Genomic DNA, 15897 nt, shown 5'->3' with positions numbered 1-15897 from the left:
GTGCTCCGTTCTGGAGGTCTAACGATTGACCTTGACCTGGCTGAAGGTCGCCGTGGTGTAGACGTGGACGCCGTTCGCCTCCTGGTTGCCGTCCACGGCCAGGCCGATGTAGAACCGGCCGGTCCGCATGACGATGCGCTCGTAGCCGATGCGCTCCCAGTTGAGCGAGTTCTCCGAGAGGAAGGCCTCGAACTCGGTGTCCCCGCCCGTCGGCAGGCTCCGGCAGACCAGGCGCAGCCAGTACGGCTTGTCGTCCAGCGGGTCCTCGCCGGCCGGCGGGTACACGCCGACGCTCGGCGCCGTGCCGTGGGAGGCGACCCTGATCGCCTTGGCGCGCTTGCGGGAGCCGTCCTCGTTGCTGGCCGAGTATCCGATGCCGGCCATCATGAACGGCGAGTTGGGCTCCAGGTCCTGCCGCACCATGATGCCGGCCACGGCGTCGACGTGATTCTTGCTCACGCCGTCCAGCCGGGCGGTGATCTCCAGGACCTCGCCGCGCTTGCTGAACCCGACCGCCTTGTAGGCGAAGTGGAAGGCGTCCTTCCAGCCGGCGATCTTGCCGGACCCCTTGATCGTGAACACGCCGTCCTTGAGCGCCGTGTTGCCGGGGATCGGCACCTCGCCGATGTCCTTGACCTGCCAGCCCGGGTGCGTCCTGGTGCGGTTGACGTGGATCGGCACCAGCGAGGAGGTGGTGGCCGAGCCCGTGCTGTCGGTGGCCCTGGCCGTCAGGAAGTAGGTGCCGTCGGTCACGCCCCTCCAGGTCGCCTGGTACGGGGCCGCCGTCGACTCGCCGATCTTCTCGTCGCCGTGGAAGAACTCGACCTTGGCGATGCTCGCCCCGTCGAGGGCCTTGGCGTCGGCCGTGATCGCGACCGGCTGCTTGTCCTTGTTGGCCGCGAACACCTGGTCGATCTGGGGGGAGGTGATCGCCACCTCCGGGTTGCGGGCCCCGGCTCGCTGGATCGAGTTCAGGTACCGCTCCAGGTTCGTGTACCCGTCACCGCCGGCCGCCTTGGCGTCGTCGGCGTTGTTCGGGTCCAGCCCCTGCGCGGTCTCCCACTCGTCCGGGATGCCGTCCTTGTCGGTGTCGGCCGGCGCGGGCACCTCGGTGGGTAAGGGCAGGAAGCCGCCCACGTCCTTCTGGGAGTTGATGTGCCGGCCCGTGCCGGTGCGCGCCTCGCCGACCAGCCGGGCGTCGATGGCGTCCCGGCGCGGCAGGATGGCCCCCGCCTGCTCCAGGACGGCCGCGTACGCCTGCTGCGCGCCCTGCTCGGTGATGCCGTTCTCGAACTCCACCGGCTTGGGCAGCAGCGTGATGCCGCCGACCGGGTAGGTGATGCCGAGCGCGTTGTCGGCCGTGACGTCGGCGTGGCCCTCGATCTCGTTGCCGCTGACGTGCCACTGGCCGAACCGGCCGGGGGCGACGATCTCCCTGGCGGTCTTCGGCAGCGTGTTGGGGCCCGGCTTGTAGTAGTTGCCGACCAGGTTGATGCCGTTGGACCACTCGCCGCCGTAGCAGGAGGTGATGCCGTGGTTGTAGATCACGTTGTTGCGGTGGTCCACCACCAGGGCCATGCCCTCTTCGAAGCTGAAGCGCGGATTGCGCGCGTTCTGGTGGATCAGCAGGTTGTGGTGGTAGGTGACCGTGTCGCCGCCCCACAGGCCGCCCATGCCGTGCCGGCCCTTGTCGTGCACCGAGTTGGTCAGGCCCTCGGAGATGATGCACCACTGCACGGTCACGTTGGTGTTGCCGTAGACGGAGAAGCACTCGTCCACGCCCCAGGAGAAGGAGCAGTGGTCGATGATCAGATCCTTCACGCCGCGGGCGGCGAACGTGTCGATCGGGGTGCCCATCTCGTCACCGCCGCGGAAGCGCAGGTGGCGCAGGATGATGTTGTCGCCCTTGATCGCCGTCTCGTTGCCGGCGACGGTGACGCCGTGACCCGGGGCGGTCTGGCCGGCGATCGTGAGGTTGGACCCGGTGATGTCGAGCCCGCCCTTGATCTTGATGGTGCCGGCGACCCGGAAGACGATCGTGCCGTCGGACTTGGCGACCGCCTCGCGCAGCGAGCCGGGGCCGTCGTCGGCCAGGGTGGTCACCTCGTACACGGCGCCGCCCCGGCCGCCGGTCGTGTACTTGCCCGCGCCCTCGGCGCCGGGGAAGGCCGGGATCTTCGGCGCCGCCGCGCTCGCCCGGGTGCTCGGAGCAGGCGACGGGGACGGCGTGGGCGCCGAGGCGGCGGCGGCCGTGCCGGCCTGTCCGGCCAGCGCCACGGCGGGGGTGGCCAGCGCCGCCGAGCGCACGAAAGCGCGGCGGCTGAATTCTGATTGCTGGGGATCGAAGCCAGGGGCCTCGGTCATCGAAACGCTCTCTTTCCGCCCCGGAAACAGGCAGGGCTGTGCCGTGGATCGGCACACTCCGGACCACGCTGTCGATAGGTGAGAATTTTTATTCAGCCATGAATGGAGTGGATTGCATCACATCGTGAACGACACGGATGTGACTGTCAAGAGCGGTTTCTCCGCCAGATGACGCGCCGGTAAATTCCCAGGACTCGTCCAGGAACGGCGAAGGCCGCCGTGCGGCGTGCGCACGACGGCCCTGTCCTGGGGGTGGGGCTAGTCCTTCAGCAGTTCCTCGGCCACGCCCACGTCCGTGATGAGCGTGTTGACCCAGCCGCCCCTGAGCGCGGCCCTGATGGCGGCGGTCTTGCGCCGCCCGCCGGCGATCGCGATGCGCCGCGGCACGCGCAGCAGGTCGGCGGCCGGGATGCCGAGGATGCGCTCCTCCAGCGGCGAGTCGACCAGCCGTCCCTCGGCGTCGAAGAAGCGCAGGCACACGTCACCCACGGCGCCGAGCCCGCGCAGCGTCTCCATCTCCTCCTCGCCGATCGCGTTGCCGCTCTCCTGCAGCAACGGCGACGGGTTGAGGCTGCCGATCCCGACCAGCACCGTCGTCAGCCGCGACCAGGCGTCCACCACCTGCCGCACCACGTGGTCGTCGGACAGCGCCTGCCGCGCCACCGCCGAGCCGACCAGCCCCGGCGCGGGCAGGAAGACCGGCTCGGCGCCGGTCAGGTCGGCCAGGTGGGCGGCCAGCCGGGTGGCCTGCACCTGCGCGGAGCCCTTGCCCACGCCGCCGATGAGCTGCACGACCTCCTCGGCCACCCGCACCGGGCGGCGCTGCATGGCCTCCACCGTGGCCAGCAGGCTCGCGCTCCACGAGGAGATGCCGAGGTGCTCGCCGCCGATCAGCGTGGCGTCGAGGTACGTCGCGCCCGCCGAGCCCAGCGCGGCCACCACGTCGTGGCTGTCGCCCGAGGCGTCCACGACGATGATCTGCTCCACGCCGTACTTGCGCTCCAGGTCCTCCTCCAGCAGCGCGTGCACGCCGCTGGGCACCACGACCACCGTGCGCACGATGCCGATCTCGGCGGCCTCCTTCAGCAGCCGGGACACGCGCGGCTGCGAGATGCGCAGTTGGGCGGCGATCTGCGGCTGCCGCACGCCGTGCTCGTGGTAGAGCCGGGCCACGCGGACGAGCAGCCGCATGCGCTCGGACTCCTGGCTGAGCCTGCGCCCGCCGAACCGCACGGACTCCGCGCGGCCCTTCTCGAACTGACTGTCAGCTCCCACGATCGCTGGCCTCCGCTTCGGCTCCGCCGCTCCTGCTGGTCCGGTGGCGAGCCCGGGCCACTGCCGAGTGCCATTCTGCTAGGGCGCGACGCCGTTCGCACACCGGCAGAACGGGTGTGTAGCGCCGGCCGTGGCGCGGCAGCCCGGACAGCTCCCGGCGGGACCATACACCGGATGCGGCCCCTGCGAGGTGCGCGGCCCCTAGGGCCGACAGCTCGGGCCGGCGCGCGACGCGCACGGCGTGACCGGTCACGTCGGCCTGCCACTGCATGAGGTCGGCGTTGGCGGTGGGCCCGCCGTCGGCCAGCAGCTCCGCCACCGGCCCCGCCGCGCGCTCCATGGCCGACACGACGTCGCCGACCTGCAGGCCGATCGAGTCGACCGCCGCCCTCGCCATGTCCTCCCGCCGGCTGTCCAGGCCGAAACCCGTCATGATCGCTTCTGCCCGGTCGTCCCACCACGGCGCCCCGAGGCCGCCGAACGCCGGCACGATCTGCAGCCTACCCCGGCGGCCGGCGGTCGCGAGCCGCGCCAGCTCCTCGGCCCGCGTCCCCAGAACCCCGGCCAGCCAGGCGATCGTGGCCCCCGTGGACAGGATGTTGCCCTCCAGCGCGTACGCGGGCACGCCGTCGTCCCAGCCGACCGTCAGGCACAGCCCCTCGTCGCTCACCGTCTCCGGCCCCGAGACCAGCCCCATCACCGACGAGCCCGTGCCGTACGTGACCTTGACCCGCCCCGGCTGCCCCGCCGCGTGCGCGAACAGGGCGGCGTGCGAGTCGCCGAGCACCGCCGCGACCGGCACCCCCGCCAGGGCGGGATGCAGCGCCTTGGCGTCGGCGTGGGTCGCGGTGGAGGCCACCACGTGCGGCAGCGCCTCCACCGGCAAGCCGAACAGGTCGAGCAGCTCCGGGCTCCACGCCCGCCGCCGCACGTCCAGCAACTGCGTACGGGAGGCGCAGCCGACCTCGATCACGTGCCCGCCGCCCAGCCGGTGCAGCAGCCACGAGTCCACCGTGCCCAGGCACAGCTCACCCCTCAGGGATCGCGCCCGCGCGGGGTCGTGGTGGTCGAGCAGCCAGGCCGCCTTGGCCGCGGAGAACATCGGGTCCAGGGGCAGGCCGCTGGCCCGGCGTACCAGGGGGGCGGCGCCCCCGGCGGCCAGGCGGGCGCACAGGCCGGTGCCCCGGCGGTCCTGCCAGCTCACCAGCGGCCCCAGCGGGGCGCCCGTGGCCCGGTCCCAGAGGATCACCGACTCGCGCTGCACGCTCAGGCCCACGGCGGTGATCCGCCCTGGAGGCGCCTGCGCGAGGCAGCCGGCCACGGCGTCGAGGACGCTGCGCCACAGCTCCTCGCCGTCCTGCTCGACCAGCCCCGGCTCGGGATGCCGCCTGGACAGCGGCGCCGAGGCGCGCGCCACCAGCTCGCCCGCCGCGTCCACCAGGATCGCCTTGGTCGCGCTCGTGCCCTGGTCCACACCCAGCACGAGCGGGTCCCCGAGCGCGGTCACGCGGTCACCGTCCTCGGCCCGAGCGGGTTCTCATGCGCGGTCACGCGGTCACCGTCCTCGGGCCGAGCGGGTTCTCATGCGTGGTCAAGCCCCAGCACCTCCAACGCCGACCGGGCGATCCCGTCGGCGGTGAGCCCGAAGTACTCCAGCAGGAAACCCGTCTCGCCGGTCGGCGCGAACGCGCGGGTGCCCAGCAGCCGCATCGGCACCGGCCGCGTCTCCAGCACGACCTCCGCCACCGCCGCCCCGAGCCCGCCGGTGGGCACCGCCTCCTCGGCCGTGACCACCGCGCCCGTCTGCCGGGCCGCCGCCACGATCTCCTCCCGGTCGAGGGGCGAGATGGTGGACACGTTCACCACCCGGGCCTGCACCCCGCGCTCCTCCAGCAGCGCCGCGGCCTGCATCGCCCGGCTCACCATCGTGCCCGTCGCCACGATCGTCGCGTCCACGCCCTCGCGCAGCCGCACCGCCCGCCCGTACGTGAAGGCGGGGGCGCCCGGTGGCGACACGTCCGGCACGGGGAACCTGCCGATCCGCAGGAACACCGGCCCCTCCGTCTCCGCCGCCCACCTGATCGCCGCGCGGGTCTGCGCGGGGTCGGCGGGCACGATCACGGGCAGGTCGGCGATGGCCCGCAGCCACGACAGGTCCTCCGTCGAGTGGTGCGTCGGCCCCAGCGCCCCGTACGCCAGCCCGGGGCTCATCCCGCACAGCTTGACGTTCGCCAGGCTGTAGGCCACGTCGGCCTTGATCTGCTCCAGCGCCCTGGCCGTCAGGAACGTCGCCGCCCCGCACACGAACGGCACCAGCCCCGCGTTGGCCAGCCCGGCGCCGATGCCGACCATGTCCTGCTCGGCGATGCCCACGTTGACCAGCCGGTCGGGGAACTCGGCGGCGAACGCGCCCAGCTTGCTGGAGCCCACCGAGTCGTTGCAGACGGCCACGACGCGGCTGTCGGCGCGCGCCAGCCGGACCAGCTCGTCCGCGAAGGCGTCCCTGCAGTCGTGCGTCTCCTCGTGTGCTCGCCGGAGGATCAACGCAGTTCCTCGAGTGCCATGCGGGCCTGCTCGGCGTCCGGCACCTTGTGATGCCACTCCACCCGATCCTCCATGAACGAAACCCCTCGGCCCTTGACGGTCCTGGCGATCACGCAGCGCGGCCGGCCCGCGTCGCGCGGCGCGGTCAGGGCGTCCAGCAGGGCCAGGTGGTCGTGGCCGTCCACCTCGACCGCCTCCCAGCCGAACGCCCGCCACTTGTCGGCCAGCGGCTCCAGCTCGTTGGTCGCGCTGGTGCTGGCGCCCTGCTGCAGGCCGTTCCTGTCGATCACGGCCGTCAGCGACGTGAGCCCCCGATGCCCGGCGGCCATGGCCGCCTCCCAGTTGCTGCCCTCCTGCAGCTCGCCGTCGCCCAGCACCACCACGGTCCTGGCCGCCGAGCCGCGCATCCGCAGGCCGACCGCGATGCCGACGCCCACCGGCAGGCCGTGCCCGAGCGGGCCGGTGCTGGTCTCGACGCCGGGCACCGACCTGCGGCTCGGGTGGCCGTTGAGCGGCGACATCGGGGCCGCGAACGTGCTCAGCCGCTCCGCGGGGAAGTAGCCGCACGTGGCGAGCGTGGTGTAGAGGGCGACCGAGCAGTGGCCCTTGCTCATGACCAGCCGGTCGCGTTCCGGCCATCGGGGGTCGGCCGGGTCGACGCGGAGCACGGCGCCGTACAGGGTGGTGAGGATGTCGGTCACCGACAGGTCGCCGCCCGCGTGGCCGAGGCCCGCCGCCGCGATCGTGCTGATCACGGTGCGGCGGATGCCGCCGGCCAGGGCCGCCAGGGCGGCGGCCGAGTCGTCCCTGCCGGCGTGCGCCAGCCGCTCGCGCAGCCGCCGCCACTCGGCGATGGCCTCGCGGTCGGGGAGGAGGTCGGTGACGTCCCGGCCGGGCGGGGTGGCCGTGATCGTCGTCTGGCTAGGTCGCACGTGCCATCCCGATCGCCGACCAGAGGATCGCCTGCGCGGCGAGCGCGTCCTGCCGCTCCTGCGCGTCCTCCAGCTCTTCCAGGTCGATCCGGTCGCACACCTCCTCCAGCGCCCGGATGGTCCTGATGCTCTCGGACAGGGCGCGTACCGGGTCCTCCCTGAACGGGAACTGGTCGAGCAGGACCGGCTTGTCCCAGCCGATCCGGCGCACGGCCAGCAGGTACTCGACGGTCTCGAACAGGTGCACCGAGGCCACCGGCAGGTCGTCGTCCCAGCCGCGCCAGTTGTCGTTCAGCTCGACCGAGACGAGCCGGCCGCGCCGGTGCACGAGCTGCACCGCCTCGGCCGGCGTCTCGCCGGCCAGCAGCGAGTGGCCGAAGTCCATGACGATGCCGACGTTCGGCTGCCCGGCCTCGTCGATGGCCAGCAGCGTACGGGCCGCGTCGGCGAGCGTGATGCGCACCCGCGGCTCCTTGGCCTTGTACTCGATCGCGAACTGCACGTCGGGATGCGCCGAGGCGAGGTCGCGGATCGCGCTCACCGTCAGCTCCCACAGGCGCGCGTAGTCGGCCTGACCCGGCAGGTCGAACCCGTCCTGACCAGGCCAGAACTTCACGTAGTCGGCACCCAGCTCCCTGGCCACGGCGACGGCCTCGTGCACGCGCTCGGCGGCGCGGCGGCGCACCTCCGGCTCGGGGTTGGTGAACGCCCCTCTGGCGAACTCCCTGGTGTAGAGGTGCGGCGTGATCGCCCTGGCCCGCAGCCCGCGCTCGGCCAGCGCCTGCGCCAGCTCCGACGCCTTGGAGATGCCCTCGGCGAACGGCACGTTGATGTCCAGGCACTCCAGCCCGTCCACGGCCGCCGCCAGGTCCAGCATCTGCGTCATCGTCCTGGCCGGGCCGTAACCGTCGGTCGCGTACCGGTCGACGATCTGCCCGAACGCCCATATCCCGGCGCCGAACGTCAGCATGGTCCTCGTCCCTCCCTGTCAGCGGTGATCCGCGAAGGCGCGTAGCTTCGCGAAGAAGTCCTCATGGATGAAGCGCGCGTCGATCGAGCCGTAGGTGCGGATCGGCCGGTTGGCGGCGGAGAAGTCGTGCGTGCCGTCGTGGCGGAAGTTCGGCGCCGGCCGCTCCACCCAGGTCCCGCAGTCGGGGTGCAGCATCAGCCCGATCGCGGGGGAGTCGCCGAGCACGCGGAACTCGATCGACCCGCCGTGCTGCCGCTCGTTCCACTCCACGAGCTGGCGCACGAGGTAGTCGCCGATCTCGCCGCACGGCGCGACCTTCGCGTCGAGCTCGGCGTAGCCGACGGCCATCATCCGGTACGTCGGCGCCGGGATCTGCCACACCTTGAGCGCCGAGGAGAAGACGATGTTGGCCGCCACGATGTCGTTGGACAGGTTGAACTCGGGCCTGCCGTCCTGCGGTCCGACGCCGTCGTACCCGCCGCCGCCGATCCAGATCACGGTCACGTCCCGCTCGGCGATGCGCGGCTCCAGCATCAGGGCCGAGGCCATGTCGGTCAGCGGGCCGAGGAAGGCCACGTAGAGCGGCTCGGCCACGTCGCGCATGGCCTCCTCGACGATCAGCTCGACGCCCGGGGCCGGGACCGGGGTGCCGGCGTCGGGCAGCGCGTACGGCGCGCCGTCCGCCACCGGCACCCGGCCGTCGAGCTTCATGAGCCGCAGCAGCAGCTCGATCTCCGCCCGGCTTTCCTCGAGGCTCGACCGGGTGCGCCGGTTGCCGAAATGCGCGGCCACCAGACCGCGGATGTCCAGGCTCGGGGAGAGCAGGGCGTGCACGATGGCGAATTGGTCGTCCGCCTCGTTCTTCGCATCGGTGTTGATGATCACCCGGCGCCGATGGGAAAAAGTCCTGTCCGCCATGCGACCTCCGCCTGAATATCTATTCAGCAATGTATCTATATTCCGATATTATGTTGTGACATTTACCGTGTCAAGATCCCAGAGGATCACGGAAAGCGCGTGCGGCGAGATGGTGTGGTCGTCGTGCGTGGCGTCCTCCAGCAGGTCCCACCGCCCCCGCTCGGGCCGCCCGCCGGCGAGCAGCGCCACCCGGTCGCGCACCGGAGCCTGGTAGACGCGGTGGCTCACGCCGTTGAAACAGCAGTCGTCGAAGCGGTTGAGAATCTGGAGCTGCCCCCTGTTCTCGCCGACCGAGGCCATGACGTACATCTCGAGGTAGTCGTCGGCCGTGCCGGCCGTGATGGAGGAGTAGAAACCGGGGAACGACGCCCTGGTCTGCTCCCAGTCGCCGGTGGTGGGGCTGGGCTTGGGGGAGGCGGCCCGCAGGAAGAACGGCAGCGAGCCGGCGGCCGGGTAGCTGTGGTTGACGCGCGGATCCAGCGCCGCGTACACCGTGGTCGTCCAGCCACCGCCGGACAGGCCCAGCATCTCGACCGACGCCGGGCGGTAGGCCGCCTGCGCGTGGTTCAGCGTGACGACGAGCGGCTCCAGGAAGAACGTCAGCGTGGAGAACGTCTCGCTCTCCCACGGCACGAGCTCCCGGTGGGAAGGGCTCGGCAGCATCGTGCCCGGGCTCCGCGGGTCCTCGATCTGCTGGCCGCCGTTCCAGTGGTGGAACGGCATCGCGTACGCCATCACGCGGTAACCCCGGTCGAGCAGGGCCTGGACGGTGCGGAGCATGGTGTCGAGCGGCTCGCCGTGGCCGTTGTGGTACAGGGCCAGGCGGCGGTTCCACGCCTTGCGGGGCAGGATGTCGTACACCTTGGCGGTGATCTTGTACTGCAGGGGGACCGTGAGCCGGTCGATCCGGCGTACGCCGGTGAGCGAGGCGAACTCGGGGGCGCTCACGCCGGTCTCGACGGTCGGGACCGCCGAGGGCAGGCCGGCGCCCTTCCAGATGAAGTCGACCATCTTCTGCCGGCGGGCGGCGATGTCCTCGGCCTTCGCGATGCCGATCAGCGGCTCGACGTCCACGCCCGCCACGGCGGTGGGCAGCGTCCTGTACTCGGGCCCGAACCTGGCCGCCGCCTCCTGGTTCACCGGCGCGACCGGGCGCGGCGGCCGCCTGCCGCCGTGCGTGGTGACACCGCTCCCGCCGGCGACCACCCCCGCGGCGCCGCTCCCGCCGGGGACGGCCGCGTGCGCGGCGCCCGCCGGGAGGCCCGCGGCGAGCGCGGCGCCGATCCCGCCCAGCACGCCGCCGAGCACCTTGCGCCTGCTCGCGTCGAGGTCCGTCATCGCGTCACTCCATCCAGGGGATTCCAGCCGCCCAGCACGAACGAGGGGTCGCTCCACTGCTTCGCCTCCTCGGGCGTGAGCTGGCGGGAGCAGGCCAGCCGCTGCGAGGTGTCGATCGGGCGGCCGTCCAGGCCGGTGCTGCCGTACTCCCAGAAGGAGGCCGACCGGGCCTGCTCGCAGTCGTTCGGATCGATCTGCCAGCCCACCGGCGCCACGTGGGTGTCCATCCTCGTGTCGATGAACACCGCCTGGCTGTACAGGAACCGCCACACCGCGCTGCGCCCCAGCACCACGGACGCGTCCGGCACCCCGGGCGCCCGGGTCAGCCTGGTGCGCACGAACACGTAGCCCGGCCGCGTGTCGTCGTTGCGGCTCTGCGAGATGTAACCGCGGTCGGTGGACTCCAGCACCGAGTCCTGGATGAACACGGTCCCCGTGCCCCAGACGAAGTCGGTGTCGCCGCGGATGTGGCTGTCGGTGACGAAGCCCTTGCCCTGCAGCCGCAGCGTGTCCTGGTTGCTGAACAGGTTCACGCGCTCCAGCACGATGCGGTCGTTGTTGCCGCGGAACGCCTCGGCCTGCGAGCCGCCGTCCGGGGTCGTGTTGTGCACGGTGAGGTCGGCGAGCCGGAAGTCGGCCGCGTCCACGCCGAACGTCTGCCGCCAGCAGTTGTGCAGGTCGGAGGTCTCCAGCACGCGGCGCGGGCAGACGTCGGCCGGGCCGCCGTTGACCAGCGCCTTGTCGCCGTTGCGCAGGTCGTTGTTGGGGTACCGGATCACGGTGCGGCCCGCGCCCGCGCCCTTGACGGTCAGGTGCGGCCGGTCCTCGCGGACGTAGACCATCTCGGTGTAGACGCCGCGCTTGACGTCGATGGTGACCGGCCGCGTGTTGCCGGTGGGCACGGCGTCGATGGCGCCCTGGACGGTGCAGAAGTCGCCGGACCCGGAGGCGGAGACGGTCAGGTGGCGCGGGTTGCGCGGCTGGTGCTTCCTGGTCGTGAACTGCCAGCTCGCCGCGTCGTGCCCGGGGAAGACGCCGGCGTCGACGGTGACGGTGTACCTCTGGCCGTACTCGAGCTGACGGTGCGGATGGATGGTGGCGGTGTCGCCCTCCACCATGATCGATTCGTACGAGAAGTCGTGCGGCAGCCCCGTGTCCGAGATCGCCTGGCCGATGTTCTTCTTGTCCGTCTTGGCGGTGGCCGCCTCGATGCGGTCGGCGAGCGTGCCGTCCGCGCGCCGGATCTCGATCGCTCCCGAGGAACCCAGGGTGACGGGCTCCGGGAAAGTGATCGTCAGGGGGGCGTCCACGCAGGTCCCGCCGCGTCCCGGCGCCGAGAACCGGGGGGCGGTCTCCGCGGCGGCCGGGGTCGTGACTAAGACGAGCGCTGTGACGAGAACGGGGATCGATGCCTTCACATTCGGCCTCTCTGTGCACGAATGGATAATGGAGAGTGAATATATATGTAGACCGCTTAACAGGTCCGGTCAAGAGTTGTGAGCCCTGTCCTCGCGCATGAACCGGCAAGTCGATCCCGTCCGGCGTCTGTAGTGTCGCCGTGTGACGTACGACGACGGCGAGGCGGCAGTACGGGCGACCGAGGCGGAGGCTCCCGCCAACCTCCAGGCCGTGCTCCAGCTCTGCGCGGCGGGGAAGCTGCGGTGCAGCGAGAAGACCCGCCGACCGAGCGCGGCGACGGTGACGGCCGTGACCTCGGTCCTGGCCGCGGGCGACTTCTACGCGGGGGAACCGATCGCGGCGTTCGCCTGGCCGCTCTTACTGCAGGCCGGCGGGCTGGCCGCGCTGACGGAGGGCAAGCTGCGGCTGACCGCTCGCGGGCGCGCGGCGCTCACCAGGCCCGCTGCGGAGACCATCAGAGATCTGTGGCGGCGCTGGACGGACAACACGCTGATCGACGAGTTCAGCCGGATCGAGGCGATCAAGGGCCAGCGCGGCAAGAACGTGCTGACGGCGGTGAAACCGCGACGGCAGAACGTCGCCGCCGCGCTCGCGCTGTGCGAGCAGGGCGAGTGGGTGGCGATCGACGACCTGTTCGCCCTGATGCGCAGGCAGGGCCTCTCTCCCGTGATCGCGCGCAGCGCACGGGCGATGTGGAAGCTGTACCTCCTGGACCCGCAGTACGGCAGCCTGGGATACGAGGGCTTCGGAGACTGGCCGATCCTCGAGGGCCGCTACACGCTCGCCGTGGTGTTCGAGTACGCCGCGACGCTCGGCCTGATCGACGTGGCCTACGTCGAGCCCGAAGGGGCGCGCGAGGACTACCACGACAACTGGGGATCGGACGGGCTGGAGCGGCTCAGCCGCTACGACGGGCTGCGGGCCATCCGGATGAACGATCTGGGCGCCTTCGCGCTCGGGCGCAGCGACACCTACGAGCCGCCCGAGAGCACGACCGACCTGGGGCTCAAGGTGCTGCCGAACTTCGACGTCGTCGTCACCGGGAGCCTGCCACCGGTGGATCGGCTGACCCTCGACGCCTACGCCGTACAGACCTCCGACCGCGTCTGGACCCTGTCGGCACGATCACTCCGGGAGGCGCTCGGCAAGGGCGGCGACCTGGGGCGGCTGCGGGCGTTCCTGGGCGAGCGGAGCGGGCAGCCGCTGCCCGGCACCGTGGCCACGCTGCTCACGGACGTGGAGCGCAAGGCCCGCCAGGTGCGGGACAGGGGACTGGTGCGGCTCATCGAGGCCGACGACGCGGCGACGGCGGCCCTCATCGCGGGCGACCGCAAGGCCGGCAAGCTGTGCCGCCTCCTCGGCGACCGTCACCTGTGCGTGTCCCTCGAGGACGAGGCGGCGTTCCGCAGAGCGGCGCGGTCCCTCGGCTACGTCCTGTAGAAGCGATCACAGCCGATCGAGCATGGCGACCAAGGCGGGACGGCGCTTGTGGCCGAGTCCGCCGCTCGGCGTGCGGCTCGCCACGCGGCGGCCGTCGCGCCTCGCGCATGCGGACCGCCGAGCTGTGCTCCCGCGGCTTCGGGAAAAAATCGAGAAGAAATCCGCGGGCCGTGTCGAAACCGGCCCGGCTCTTTCGCTGCCTAGCCAGAGGGCCGGACCGGCCGGCCCCCGCGACGCAAGGCGGACGACCATGGCTCAGCTCGCCCAGACCTCCTCCCACCCGATCTCCCGCCCGATCTCCCGCCCCCGCCTGCTGCTCGGCTGCGGCGTCCTGGCAGGCCCGATGTACGTGACCGTCGCCCTGGCCCAGGCGTTCACCAGGGAGGGCTTCGACCTGGCCCGCCACCCCTGGAGCCTCCTGGCCAACGGCGACCTCGGCTGGATCCAGACCCTCAACTTCGTCCTCACCGCCCTGGCCACCATCGCCGCCGCCTTCGGCCTGCGCCGTGCCCTCGCACCGGGACGCGGCGCCCGGTGGGCCCCCGTTCTCCTCGGAGCGTTCGGCGCCGGCATGATCGGCGCCGCCCTCTTCCCCGCCGACCCCGCCATGGGATTCCCCGCCGGAACCCCGGAAGGCCCCGGCGCCGTCACCCTCTCCGGCATCCTGCACATGGCCGTCGGCGGCGTGGGCTTCCTGTGCGCGGTCGCGGCCTGCTACGTCGTCGCCTCCCGCTACGCCCGCGACGGACGCAAGAGCTGGGCCTGGTACTCCCGCATCACCGGCACCCTCTTCCTCGGCTCCTTCGCCGGCATCGCCGGCGGCGGCGGGATCGCCTGGTCCAACCTCGCGTTCGTCGCCGGCATCCTGGCCCTCTGGAGCTGGGTGTCGCTAATGTCGCTGGACCTGTCCCGCACTGCCTGAAAGCCCGTCTCGCGCTGAAAGCCCATCTCTCACGAAAGCTCATCTCGCACTGAAAGGCGCCGAACCATGCGTTACCTCGTCACCCTCAAAGTCACCGCCCAGCCCGACGGCCCGCCCCCGGCCGACCTCATGGAGGCCATCATGAAGCTCGGCCAGGAGGCCACCGAGTCCGGCGCCCTGCTCGACACCAGCGGCCTGGCCCCCAGCTCCGAGGGCGCTCGCGTCGAGGTTTCCGGCGGCCGGCTGATCGTCAGCGACGGCCCGTTCGCCGAGGCCAAGGAGATGATCAGCTACGCCGTGTACGAGGTCAGGAGCAAGGGGGAGGCCGTGGAATGGGCCTCCCGCTTCGTCAAGCTGCACCGCGACCTGTGGCCCGGCTGGGAGGGGGAGGCGGACGTGCTCCGCCTGTTCGGCCCCGCGGACTTCGCACCGCCCGCCTGATCACGATATTCAGGACGCATGACGGTAGCCGATCCCCACCGGGCGGTCGAGGCGGTCTGGCGCATCGAATCCGCCCGGGTCATCGCCACCCTGGCCCGCATGGTCAACGACATCGGGCTGGCGGAGGAGCTGGCCCAGGACGCCCTGGTGGCGGCGCTCGAAGAATGGCCGCGCAACGGTGTACCGGACAATCCCGGCGCGTGGCTGACGCTGACCGCCAAGCATCGCGCCATCGACCAGTTCCGCCGCCGCGACACCTACCAGCGCAAGCTGCAACAGATCGGCCGCGACATGGAGCTCCGCCAGGAATGGGCAGAAGCCGACCTCGACGACGCCCTCGACGACCACATCGGCGACGACCTGCTGCGCCTGGTCTTCACCGCCTGCCACCCGGAACTCCCGGTCGAGGGGCGGCTCGCGCTCACCCTCCGGCTGCTCGGCGGCCTGTCCACCGCCGAGATCGCGCGGGCGTTCCTCGCCCCCGAGCCCACCGTCGGCCAGCGCATCTCCCGCGCCAAGCGCACGCTCGCCGACAAGAAGATCGCCATCGAGCTGCCGCCGCCCGCCGAGCTGCCCGCCCGGCTGGCCTCCGTCCTGGAGGTCATCTACCTGATCTTCAACGAGGGGTACGCGGCCAGCGCGGGCGAGGACTGGATCCGCCCGTCGCTCTGCCAGGAGGCGATGCGGCTCGGCCGGGTGCTGGCCGGGCTCATGCCGGCCGAACCCGAGGTGCACGGCCTGCTGGCGCTCATGGAGATCCAGGCGTCGCGCATCCCGGCCAGGACCGCCCCCGACGGCTCCCCGATCCTCCTCCTGGACCAGGACCGCAGCCGCTGGGACCGGCTGCTCGTCCGCCGCGGCCTGGACGGCCTGCGCCGCGCCGAGCAACTGGGCACGCTCGGCCCGTACGGCCTGCAGGCCGCCATCGCCGCCTGCCACGCCCGCGCCCTCACCCCGCAGGCCACCGACTGGGCCAGGATCGCCGCCCTGTACCGGCTGCTGGCCCACCTCACGCCCTCGCCCGTCGTCGAGCTGAACCGGGCGGTCGCGGTCGGCATGGCCCACGGTCCTGAGCGCGGGCTGGAGATCGCCGACGCCCTCCTGGACGAGCGCGCGCTACGCGACTACGCGCACCTGCCGGCCGTCCGCGGCGACCTGCTGGCCAGGCTCGGCCGGGCGGATGAGGCCGCCGCGGAGTTCCGCCGCGCGGCCGGGCTGACCCGCAACGCCCGCGAGCGGGAGCTGTTCCTGGAGCGCGCCGCCGGGCTCGACTGACCGGCCCTCGCGTACAGCGGCTGACCGGCGCACTCCTTCGCCCGGCTGCCGGCCCGGGA

At 72.0% G+C, this 15897-nt stretch carries 13 protein-coding genes; 4 read left to right on the top strand and 9 right to left on the bottom strand.

Translation table 11 applies throughout. From position 1 onward, the window contains the following. Positions 1 to 18 precede the first annotated feature (18 nt). The 9 genes from ACBJ32_RS31535 to ACBJ32_RS31495 all read right to left on the bottom strand — a co-directional run bounded on the left by ACBJ32_RS31535 (position 19) and on the right by ACBJ32_RS31495 (position 11759). Entirely contained in the window at positions 19 to 2364 is a 2346-nt protein-coding gene (locus ACBJ32_RS31535; RefSeq protein ID WP_375129806.1) for an Ig-like domain-containing protein, read from the bottom strand. Positions 2365 to 2622: 258 nt separating this feature from the next. Beyond that, positions 2623 to 3639: a sugar-binding transcriptional regulator gene (locus ACBJ32_RS31530; protein WP_357871497.1), complete on the bottom strand. Its 1017-nt coding sequence runs from the start codon at positions 3637 to 3639 to the stop codon at positions 2623 to 2625. Next, on the bottom strand, positions 3629 to 5146 hold the full coding sequence (locus tag ACBJ32_RS31525; protein ID WP_375129805.1) for an FGGY family carbohydrate kinase: 1518 nt from the start codon (positions 5144 to 5146) through the stop codon (positions 3629 to 3631). Before ACBJ32_RS31525 ends, ACBJ32_RS31530 begins: the two co-directional genes overlap by 11 nt. Positions 5147 to 5220: 74 nt before the next feature. Further along, positions 5221 to 6183 (bottom strand): transketolase family protein, encoded by a 963-nt coding sequence (locus ACBJ32_RS31520; RefSeq protein ID WP_375129804.1) that lies wholly within the window; start codon positions 6181 to 6183, stop codon positions 5221 to 5223. Next, a complete protein-coding gene (locus ACBJ32_RS31515; protein ID WP_375129803.1) occupies positions 6180 to 7115 on the bottom strand; it encodes a transketolase in 936 nt (311 codons plus the stop codon). Before ACBJ32_RS31515 ends, ACBJ32_RS31520 begins: the two co-directional genes overlap by 4 nt. Beyond that, entirely contained in the window at positions 7105 to 8085 is a 981-nt protein-coding gene (locus ACBJ32_RS31510; protein WP_375129802.1) for a sugar phosphate isomerase/epimerase family protein, read from the bottom strand. The genes ACBJ32_RS31515 and ACBJ32_RS31510 overlap by 11 nt, the downstream gene beginning before the upstream one ends. Before the next feature lie 18 nt (positions 8086 to 8103). Then, positions 8104 to 8970: a nucleoside hydrolase gene (locus ACBJ32_RS31505; RefSeq protein ID WP_375129801.1), complete on the bottom strand. Its 867-nt coding sequence runs from the start codon at positions 8968 to 8970 to the stop codon at positions 8104 to 8106. Positions 8971 to 9051: 81 nt separating this feature from the next. Further along, on the bottom strand, positions 9052 to 10341 hold the full coding sequence (locus tag ACBJ32_RS31500) for a hypothetical protein (RefSeq protein WP_375129800.1): 1290 nt from the start codon (positions 10339 to 10341) through the stop codon (positions 9052 to 9054). After that, the gene (locus ACBJ32_RS31495) at positions 10338 to 11759 is read right to left on the bottom strand and encodes a pectinesterase family protein (RefSeq protein WP_375129799.1); all 1422 of its coding nucleotides are present in this window, start codon (positions 11757 to 11759) and stop codon (positions 10338 to 10340) included. Before ACBJ32_RS31495 ends, ACBJ32_RS31500 begins: the two co-directional genes overlap by 4 nt. Positions 11760 to 11901: 142 nt before the next feature. Between ACBJ32_RS31495 and ACBJ32_RS31490 the strand changes: the two genes are divergently transcribed. The 4 genes from ACBJ32_RS31490 (at position 11902) to ACBJ32_RS31475 (ending at position 15838) form a co-directional block, all read left to right on the top strand. Continuing rightward, positions 11902 to 13200 carry a hypothetical protein gene (locus ACBJ32_RS31490; RefSeq protein WP_375129798.1) on the top strand — a complete coding sequence of 433 codons (1299 nt, stop codon included), beginning with the start codon at positions 11902 to 11904 and terminating at the stop codon, positions 13198 to 13200. 250 nt (positions 13201 to 13450) lie between these two features. Continuing rightward, positions 13451 to 14122 carry a DUF998 domain-containing protein gene (locus ACBJ32_RS31485; RefSeq protein ID WP_375129797.1) on the top strand — a complete coding sequence of 224 codons (672 nt, stop codon included), beginning with the start codon at positions 13451 to 13453 and terminating at the stop codon, positions 14120 to 14122. A gap of 66 nt (positions 14123 to 14188) precedes the next feature. Continuing rightward, entirely contained in the window at positions 14189 to 14563 is a 375-nt protein-coding gene (locus ACBJ32_RS31480; protein WP_375129796.1) for a YciI family protein, read from the top strand. 18 nt (positions 14564 to 14581) lie between these two features. Beyond that, a complete protein-coding gene (locus ACBJ32_RS31475; protein WP_375129795.1) occupies positions 14582 to 15838 on the top strand; it encodes an RNA polymerase sigma factor in 1257 nt (418 codons plus the stop codon). Positions 15839 to 15897 lie beyond the last annotated feature (59 nt).

It is taken from the genome of Nonomuraea sp. GTA35 (assembly GCF_041950525.1).
In the GTDB taxonomy this organism is placed as follows: domain Bacteria; phylum Actinomycetota; class Actinomycetes; order Streptosporangiales; family Streptosporangiaceae; genus Nonomuraea.
Note: the sequence above shows the minus strand (reverse complement) of the source record. Positions and strands in the feature narration are given on the sequence as shown.

Bases quoted from the DNA above. Each gene is read 5' to 3' on its own strand.
- ACBJ32_RS31480 (WP_375129796.1), top strand. From the start codon at position 14,189: ATGCGTTACCTCGTCACCCTCAAAGTCACCGCCCAGCCCGACGGCCCG.
- ACBJ32_RS31475 (WP_375129795.1), top strand. From the start codon at position 14,582: ATGACGGTAGCCGATCCCCACCGGGCGGTCGAGGCGGTCTGGCGCATC.
- ACBJ32_RS31510 (WP_375129802.1), bottom strand. From the start codon at position 8,085: ATGCTGACGTTCGGCGCCGGGATATGGGCGTTCGGGCAGATCGTCGAC.
- ACBJ32_RS31485 (WP_375129797.1), top strand. From the start codon at position 13,451: ATGGCTCAGCTCGCCCAGACCTCCTCCCACCCGATCTCCCGCCCGATC.
- ACBJ32_RS31535 (WP_375129806.1), bottom strand. From the start codon at position 2,364: ATGACCGAGGCCCCTGGCTTCGATCCCCAGCAATCAGAATTCAGCCGC.
- ACBJ32_RS31500 (WP_375129800.1), bottom strand. From the start codon at position 10,341: ATGACGGACCTCGACGCGAGCAGGCGCAAGGTGCTCGGCGGCGTGCTG.